Source organism: Thiothrix eikelboomii (genome assembly GCF_900167255.1).
In the GTDB taxonomy this organism is placed as follows: Bacteria; Pseudomonadota; Gammaproteobacteria; order Thiotrichales; family Thiotrichaceae; genus Thiolinea; species Thiolinea eikelboomii.
The window spans coordinates 1-5458 of sequence record NZ_FUYB01000042.1 but is presented as its reverse complement, the minus strand read 5'-3'; the positions used below and the strand labels follow the sequence as shown (position 1 = coordinate 5458).

Genomic DNA, 5458 nt, shown 5'->3' with positions numbered 1-5458 from the left:
AGGATTCACCGGCGCTGGGTTGAGTTTTTTAAATGGCGCACCACGGTCGTCGGGCTGATCTTCAACACCCGACCCGTATCACGTACCCCTGAGCCATTCATCGCCATGTCAATGATCCGCTCCGCTACACCAGGGCGATTCGCTTCATAACGGTAGTTCAACTGAAAACAGTGATGACACCCTCGGCAGCGATAACGCGCCTCTCCACTGGCGGCCTTACCATGTCGATACACCGCACTGGAACACTTCGGACATAACACTTCTATCGTTGCCATGATTCACTACTCTACGTACATCAAGAGCGTTAGTTTAAATGCTATTCAACCGCTTGGATACATGACCCAATATTGGAGGTGACAGATGAGACAATATAATTTTAGCGAAGCCAGAAAAAACTTTGCATCAGTGCTTGAGACAGCAAAACAAGAAGGGATCATTTGTATTTATAAACGCAACGGAGAGGCATATTATCTTACTCCAGCAAAAGTCAAAAAATCTCCCTTAGATGTTGAAGGGATAGATTTGCGACTTTCAAGTAGTCAGATCATGTCTATTGTGAGAGAGAGCAGAGAAAGAACTTATTTTTAGCCAACAAGTTGCTCGACGACGGACGCGGTGACAGCCCCCGCGTCTCTGCCCATTCGACTCCCCGCCGCGCCCGTCACACATGATGTTGAGGGTGTAGAAAAACCCTCCGAACCCCCATTTTGTGGGATAATCAGGCATCGCAAGCACCCGAACGAGTAAGCAGGCATGGCACGCTACAAACCGATTCATCAAGGCATAAAACTGTTGGCACTGGACTTTGACCGGCAAATCCTGCCCGGTACGTTTGAATACGCGCTACGCCATTTGGTGGATAAGGAACTTGACCTTGACGGTTTTCACCAGCGTTATAAGAATGATGTGCAGGGTGCAGCCGCTTTTAACCCAGCGGTGTTACTCAAAATCATCTTGTTAGCTTACAGCCGGGGCATTATCAGCAGCCGCAAAATGGAAGCGGCGTGCCGCGAGAATAGGTTGTTCATCGCGGTTTCTGGTGACAGCCAGCCGCATTTCACCACGCTGGCGGCCTTCGTTGCCAATGTCGGGGAGCTGATTGCCAAACTGTTTGCCCAAGTGCTGCTGATTTGTGACCGCCAAGGCTTGATCGGCAAACGCCAACAAACCGATGCCAGCCATACGGAAACGCTTCACCTTGATCACCTGTATTTTCACCACAGGCAGCCATATGGTTTTATGCGTTAGCCAAGAAGGACTTCTGTACCCGTTCATTGTGTCTGAAAGAGAGCCAGACCGCTGCACTTAAGGTGATGGCAAACACCAGCAACGAAGCACTGACCACGCCCGGCCATCCTGCCCATTGCCAAAAAGGTTCAAGGTAGAAACTCCCTAAGCTAGCGCCTAGGTAATAAAATACCAAATATAAAGATGAAGCACTGGCTCGTGCTGTGAGGGCATGCTGGCTAACCCAGCTACTTAAGGTCGAATGAGTCAGGAAAAAGCCAAAACTGCTGATTAAAAAACCACTGACAATCATCGGTAAGGGCGCTAGCAAAGTGAATAGGCTACCTGTGATCAGTAATAAAATCCCTAAGATCATGCACAGCGGTTGGCTGAGCCATAAAGCAGCTCGTCCTGATCCAGCTGAAGCTAAACTACCGGTTAAATAGGTTAGAAATAACATCCCCAAAGCATGCGTTGATAAATGATAGGGCGCATCAGCTAGTACGAAAGTGATGTAGCTGTATTGAGTTAAGAACACCAGCATATTCAAACCACCGATCAGATAGGCAGTTAAGAGTAATGGGTTACGCAGATGATTTTTTAGATCCGAAACAACGGAGCGTGGATGCAAGGGTTGGGCTTGAAAGTGTTTAGAACTAGGTAACAGCCAAATAAACAGCAGTACGAGAATGAAGCTAGCCGAACCCAACACTAAAAAGACTATTTGCCAATCATAATGCTCGCCCACAAAACCACTGACTAAACGCCCGGTGACTCCACCTAAGCTATTCGCACTGATATATAAACCGACGGCAACGAGGACGGCGTGCCGCTCAAACTCATCCCCCATATAGGCAATCGCAATCGCAGGTAAACCCCCTAAAAATAAACCTTGTAAACCGCGTAGAATCAACAAGCTGCTATAAGTCTCGACTTGAGAAATCGCCAAGGTAGTAAATACCGCCCCTAGTAAACTAATACTCATCAAGTTTTTACGCCCCCAAGCATCAGATAGCGGGCCATAAATCAGGAGTGATAAACCTAACATCGAAAGGGTGGCAGTCAGACTCCAGCTCGCTTGTAGTGGTGTTAGCTCAAAAGTCGCAGCTAATTGGGGTAACAAAGGCTGGGTCATATGCACATTAGCAAAAATCATAAATGAACCTAAGGCAAGGGCTAAGGTTGCATACCAAAAATCGCGGGTTCCGGTCGTGATCATCATGCTGGCTCGTGTTTTAAGTCCTTGCACAATAACTGCAGTGCAGCAATTAATAAAATATATAATAAGCATGGTTTCGATAACTTTTGTTTACCGATAATTTTGCTTACAAATGGTGTAGTAATAGAACAGGGATAAAGCCAAACATGGATCTCCGGCAATTACGTTATTTTCATGAAATTGTGCGTTTAGGTAGTTTTACGCGGGCACCAGAAGTTTTACAGATTGCCCAACCCGCAGTGAGTGTCGCGATTCGTAAGCTTGAAGCTGAGTTAGAGCTACAACTGTTTCAACGCCATGATCGCAAGGTCAGTTTGACGGCCGAAGGTGAGCGTTTATGGGTGCATGCACAGCGCATCTTACAAGCGGCTGACGATGCGCGTTTAGAAATGCAAGAGCTAAAGGGCTTAAGTAAAGGTGCGGTCAGAGTGGGTATTACGGGGATGATGGGGTCGTATTATTTCCCGCCTATTTTAATGGCTTTCCGGCATCGCTATCCGCATCTCAGTTTACAGGTCATCGAAGGCGGGACTTGGCAATTACAACAAATGCTTGAACAGGCCGAATTAGATTTAGCCGTCATTGTGTGTGAATTCTTACCGACTGAATTGGAGGCAAGGGTAATTTTACGTGAAGAAATGCGTGTGGTAGTGGCTTGTGAACATCCCTTAGCCCAGCAAACGACGGTGAGTATCAAGGATTTTTTTAAAGAGGAATTGGTCTTGTTTCGCAAGGGTTATTTCCATCGCAAACTAGTTGATCGTTTGGCAGCCGAGGCCGGAGTGCAACCGGTGATTGGGTTTGAAACCAATTTAATTCCTTTGATTAAGTCGATTATTAAACAAGGTTTTGGGATTTCCACCCTATTAGCAATGGCTGTGGCCGATGACCCTGATTTAGTCGATTTACCGTTTACTGAGCCAGTTTATCTAGATTTATGTATTGCTTGGCGGCGGAATGGTTATCTATCTAAGGCCAATCAAGCCTTTGTCGATTTTCTCTTAGAAAACACCTGAACCTAGTGCTAAGGGTGAAGTTAGGAGTTACACACTAGGTCAGGTTGAGGAAAAAGTAGTTGGGAAACTATAGAGTTTAGTCGCAAAAACTCATGGGTTTAAGATATGTAATCGGTTTTAACTCAGTATTACCCTCGCAGAGGATAAGATCCAATATAGTACCAAAAGTTTGAACTAGGCAAGCTTTATCTGCACTGAGCTAAGATTTATTGGACGGCAGAATTTGGAGTCGGGCTGTCGTTTCCAGCAATAATAGAAGCGACAACCATTAACCCCACCCTGATTGCACAACGCTGGAGTTTACGGCGAATTGAAATTACTGCTTTGCTTCAACGAGACCTTTGGCTCTTTGACTCCCAAGCTTGAAAAACTCGTCCAGGTACTGGCGCTGACGGCACAGAGCCAGCTCGCTATCTATACCTTTATGCTAAGCATTCGCACGGCGATACATCGCTAGCAAAACAAGACCCAATCCACTGGCCAGAAGTTCTACCGCTAGCAAAGTGCCAAAATTGAGGTTCAAGCCGAACAATACTATCAACCCCATTACAGCCGACACCGCACCCGTTCCAAAAACCAGTAGACGGTTATCAGTGTCCACCATAGCGCGTCCCGCAAAAATCTTAGCCGCACCCGATGCAATTAACAAAATGCCCAATAGCCAACGTAGTAGGCTACCACTACCAAACGGGCCAAACAGCAGAGAGAAGCCCAAAAAGGCCGCAGCCACCGCAATCCCGCCTGCCTGCAAACGAGCACTAGAGGTGGTCGAACGATAAGTCGCCCAGCCTTGTAGCACCGCCACAATGATTAATGTCCAGCCCAGCAGCGTGATAGTCATATCGCCCACGCCCGTCGGGTTAAAAAGGGCAAGCAGCCCACCTAATAAAGCCACAATGCCCGCAGTCATCATAAACATCCATGATTTCATAAACTCGCTCCTGCAGTTTTCCGGCTGAACGACAGGATGATAAGTGAAATACCATTGGAAATTAATTCAATCGCTAGAAATAAACCCAGCACTACAGCCGCCGCTTGTGGCCAGTTGGCAAAGATCATTCCACCCAGCACAAGCGACACCAATCCCGATAAAATTAGCACACCGCGTAACCCAGTGGCTTGAGCGCTAAATGCTAATAAAATACGCAGCACGCCAAGGAGCAACATCATTATACCCGCCATATAAGTGAGCGAGATCACTCCTTTAAGCGGATGCCCCAGCAAACTAACCCCAAAGACTAAAATCGCGATCCCCAGTAGAATAGACAGGATACGCCCACCCCACCCTTGAGAACCAAAAGCCGATAAGATGGTCAGAAGACCAACGACCAGAAACATCCAGCCTGCAAGCTGCTCAACGGCTAGTGTTGCGGCTAAAGGGTTTGCCAAAGCTATGAAACCACCAATCAGCGAAATGACACCCGCGAGTAGCCATAAAAACCAGTTTTTCATCATTTTCTCCTTTTTAAGTTACGGGGAAATATCCCTATATATTTAGCTCGTTCCCGTCAGTCTGAAAAGCTAGTCAATTCTAGCAGTACTGGTTGACCAGTGGTCATAATCTTTTCTTTTTACGCCTCTATCATCTAATGCGCCCATCCACGCTATTGACATCCTCCCCACCCTAAAGAGCGGGGATTCCTCCAGCGAGACGGCAATGTCCTGCCGCGAGAATGTTCTTTGCTGCATTGACATCTCTATCATGCATAGCCCCACACTCAGGGCAAGTCCATTCTCTTATTCCAAGTCCCGCTCTACCTTTCGGACTATTGGAGCTTATGCAGCCACAATACGAGCAAGTTTGGGTGGTGTACGATTCATTGACTTCGAGAAACACGGCTTGCATCGCTTTCGATTTATAATCAAGCTGTGTTTTGAGGGTGTACCAACCCGCATCTAATACAGATTTAGCCATTTTGGTTTTGGCTAGCTTAGAACTACTGACATTGCCTACCACGATGAGTGCATTTTCTTTGACTAATCGCGTGCTGAATTG

8 protein-coding genes are annotated in these 5458 nt (G+C 46.8%); 3 read left to right on the top strand and 5 right to left on the bottom strand.

Annotated elements, in window-relative coordinates; translation table 11 throughout:
* Positions 1 to 5: 5 nt before the first annotated feature.
* On the bottom strand, positions 6 to 275 hold the full coding sequence (locus B5D50_RS19800) for an IS1-like element transposase (protein ID WP_078923360.1): 270 nt from the start codon (positions 273 to 275) through the stop codon (positions 6 to 8).
* 85 nt (positions 276 to 360) lie between these two features.
* On the opposite strand from B5D50_RS19800, the gene B5D50_RS19795 reads away from it, so the two are divergent.
* The gene (locus B5D50_RS19795; RefSeq protein ID WP_078924371.1) at positions 361 to 588 is read left to right on the top strand and encodes a type II toxin-antitoxin system Phd/YefM family antitoxin; all 228 of its coding nucleotides are present in this window, start codon (positions 361 to 363) and stop codon (positions 586 to 588) included.
* Positions 589 to 753: 165 nt separating this feature from the next.
* Complete coding sequence (locus tag B5D50_RS19790) at positions 754 to 1248, top strand: transposase (protein ID WP_078924370.1); 495 nt, start codon at positions 754 to 756, stop codon at positions 1246 to 1248.
* On the opposite strand, the gene B5D50_RS19785 is transcribed toward B5D50_RS19790, so the two are convergent.
* Positions 1238 to 2449 (bottom strand): MFS transporter, encoded by a 1212-nt coding sequence (locus B5D50_RS19785; protein ID WP_234975944.1) that lies wholly within the window; start codon positions 2447 to 2449, stop codon positions 1238 to 1240. The two genes, B5D50_RS19790 and B5D50_RS19785, sit on opposite strands and share 11 nt — an antisense overlap.
* Positions 2450 to 2592: 143 nt before the next feature.
* Between B5D50_RS19785 and B5D50_RS19780 the strand changes: the two genes are divergently transcribed.
* Positions 2593 to 3462 carry a LysR family transcriptional regulator gene (locus B5D50_RS19780; protein WP_078924369.1) on the top strand — a complete coding sequence of 290 codons (870 nt, stop codon included), beginning with the start codon at positions 2593 to 2595 and terminating at the stop codon, positions 3460 to 3462.
* A gap of 427 nt (positions 3463 to 3889) precedes the next feature.
* Here B5D50_RS19780 and B5D50_RS19775 read toward each other — a convergent pair whose 3' ends face one another.
* The 3 genes from B5D50_RS19775 to B5D50_RS19765 form a co-directional block, all read right to left on the bottom strand.
* Positions 3890 to 4393: a DUF308 domain-containing protein gene (locus B5D50_RS19775; protein WP_078924368.1), complete on the bottom strand. Its 504-nt coding sequence runs from the start codon at positions 4391 to 4393 to the stop codon at positions 3890 to 3892.
* Positions 4390 to 4914 (bottom strand): HdeD family acid-resistance protein, encoded by a 525-nt coding sequence (locus B5D50_RS19770; protein ID WP_200807153.1) that lies wholly within the window; start codon positions 4912 to 4914, stop codon positions 4390 to 4392. The genes B5D50_RS19775 and B5D50_RS19770 overlap by 4 nt, the downstream gene beginning before the upstream one ends.
* A 172-nt stretch (positions 4915 to 5086) precedes the next feature.
* Positions 5087 to 5458: RNA-guided endonuclease InsQ/TnpB family protein (locus tag B5D50_RS19765; protein ID WP_200807152.1), on the bottom strand; the 372-nt coding region annotated here is incomplete at its 5' end.

Excerpts from the sequence above, each read along its gene's own strand:
- B5D50_RS19800 (WP_078923360.1), bottom strand. The coding sequence starts at position 275 with ATGGCAACGATAGAAGTGTTATGTCCGAAGTGTTCCAGTGCGGTGTAT.
- B5D50_RS19795 (WP_078924371.1), top strand. The coding sequence starts at position 361 with ATGAGACAATATAATTTTAGCGAAGCCAGAAAAAACTTTGCATCAGTG.
- B5D50_RS19790 (WP_078924370.1), top strand. The coding sequence starts at position 754 with ATGGCACGCTACAAACCGATTCATCAAGGCATAAAACTGTTGGCACTG.
- B5D50_RS19785 (WP_234975944.1), bottom strand. The coding sequence starts at position 2,449 with ATGATGATCACGACCGGAACCCGCGATTTTTGGTATGCAACCTTAGCC.
- B5D50_RS19780 (WP_078924369.1), top strand. The coding sequence starts at position 2,593 with ATGGATCTCCGGCAATTACGTTATTTTCATGAAATTGTGCGTTTAGGT.
- B5D50_RS19775 (WP_078924368.1), bottom strand. The coding sequence starts at position 4,393 with ATGAAATCATGGATGTTTATGATGACTGCGGGCATTGTGGCTTTATTA.
- B5D50_RS19770 (WP_200807153.1), bottom strand. The coding sequence starts at position 4,914 with ATGAAAAACTGGTTTTTATGGCTACTCGCGGGTGTCATTTCGCTGATT.